Genomic DNA, 2,283 nt, shown 5'->3' on the forward strand with positions numbered 1-2,283 from the left:
ACGCCATTAATTTTGCAGCATTGACCAGTCCGTAGGAGCCGGCTTGCTGGCGAACCCGGTTGACCTTTCCCTGCTGTAGCGCCTGACACAATGCGTTCGCCAGCAAGCCGGCTCCTACGGTGAGATCGAGGACATCCAGTGGAAGCTGAGATTTAGATGGTGTCACCGAGCTATCAGTCGCTATCCTGTGGCGCTTGATCTGTTCCGCCAAAAGAGTAAATGCAAGTGCGTTGCCCGCTGACCCTTTCGACCGATACAGCGCTCGCTCGCAGAATTGCGAAGCCGTCCCACGTTTCCGCGGCGGCTTGTGCCCGTCATCAGTACCAAGGCGATGTCCCATGCGTCTGGTGATGATCGCCCTGTTCTGCCTGTTGCCGATGTTTGCCAGCGCCGTCGATTTCGATGAGAACACCCGCAGCTTGGCATTGGGGCGCGACACCCAGGTGTTCGAAGACCCCACCGGCGATGCCACCATCCAGCAAGTCTCGTCCCCCGAGGGCGCCGCACGCTTCCGCCCCGTGGCCGGTCAATCGCTCAACGCGGGGTACTCGCGCTCCGCCTTCTGGCTGAAAGTGCGTCTGACTTATCGTCCCGCCAACCCGCTGGCGTCCGCCGACTGGCTGCTGGAAATGGCCTACCCGCCGATGGATCACGTCGATCTCTACCTCGGCGACGGCGATGCGCGGCCGCGTCTGGCCTGGCAGACCGGCGACATGCTGCCCTTCGCCAGCCGGCAGATTAAGCAGAACAACTACGTATTCGATCTCAACCTGAACGCCCACGAGACCAAGACCGTTTACCTGCGCGTCGCCAGCCACGGCTCGGTGCAGGCGCCGCTCAATCTGTGGGCCAGTCACGCCTATATAGAAGAGCAGCCGTCGCGCCTCTACATCCTCGGCATGATTTACGGCGTGCTGGCGGTGATGCTGATCTACAACCTGTTCATCTACCTCAGCGTGCGCGACACCGCGTACCTGTATTACATCCTCTACATCACCTTCTTCGGCCTGTATCAGGTGTCGGTCAACGGCGCGGCGATCGAGTATTTCTGGCCGGACAACCCGTGGTGGGCGAACACCTCGACCACCTTTCTTATTGCCGCTGCGATTCTGTTTGCCAGCCAGTTCACCCGTAAATTCCTGCAGACGCCCAGCCTGGGTCGCTGGCTGGACGTGCCGCTGCTGGTGATGATGGTCTGCGCGGCAGTGATCATGGCGCTCGCATTGAGCATGGATTACGGCGTCGCGCTGCGCCTGGTGACCGGGCTGGTGTTGCTGTTCACGCCGGTTGTGCTGCTGATCGGCCTGGCGGCGTGGTTCAAGGGCCGGCGGGTCGCGCGGTATTTCATTTTCGGCTGGTCAGCGTTCCTGATCGGCGGGGTGATCAACGCGACCATGCTCCTCGGGCATTTGCCCAACAACTTCTGGACCATGTACGCCAGCCAGATCGGTTCAGTGATCGAGGTGGCGCTACTGTCGCTGGCGCTGGCAGACCGCATCAATGCCATGCGCGAGCGCGAGGCGCAGATCATGGCGGAATCGAAGCAGGGCCTTGAGACCCTCAATCAGCAATTGGCCGTGAGCAACCGATTGAAAGACGAGTTTCTGGCCACGCTGACCCATGAACTGCGCACGCCCATGAACGGTGTGATCGGCTCGCTGGAATTGATGCAGATGGACGTGGCCGAGAGCGAGATCGAGCTGTATCGCCAGACCGCCGCCGATTCGGCGCAAAACATGATGGGCATCGTCAACGGCATTCTTACGCTGACCGAACTGCAGGCGGGCCGCATCACCGTGCGCAACGAGCCGTTCAGCCTGCGGCATGTGCTGTTTCAACTGCGCAGTGGCTTCGAACCGCTGGCCCGCAGCAAAGCGTTGGCGCTGGGTGTGGAGCTGGACGAGACACTGCCGGACAGCCTCGAAGGTGATGGCGTGAAGTTGCGCCAGTGCCTGGAGTGCCTGCTGGACAACGCGATCAAGTTCACCAAGACCGGTTCGATCAGAATCCGTGTCAACGGCCAGCGCGCAGACGCCGAGCACGTCCGGCTGGTGATCGACGTCATCGACACTGGCATCGGCTTCAGCCGCCTGGATGAGGAGACGCTGTACGCCAACTTCTTCCAGGTGGACGGCTCGACGACCCGGGAGTACGGCGGGCTGGGCATCGGCCTGGCGATTTGCCGACAGTTGATTGAATTGCAGGGCGGGCGCCTCAGCCATCAGTCCGAACCGGGCAATGGCAGCCAGTTCCGCTTGAGCCTGGATGTGCAGATCGCCACGC

Annotated in this window: 1 protein-coding gene; it reads left to right on the forward strand. The window is 61.5% G+C overall.

Annotated features, from left to right (window positions below; translation table 11 throughout):
- Positions 1-338: 338 nt before the first annotated feature.
- Positions 339-2,283: sensor histidine kinase (locus BMY98_RS25125; RefSeq protein WP_074893294.1), on the forward strand; the 1,945-nt coding region annotated here is incomplete at its 3' end.

The organism is Pseudomonas graminis, from assembly GCF_900111735.1.
Taxonomy (GTDB): Bacteria; Pseudomonadota; Gammaproteobacteria; order Pseudomonadales; family Pseudomonadaceae; genus Aquipseudomonas; species Aquipseudomonas graminis.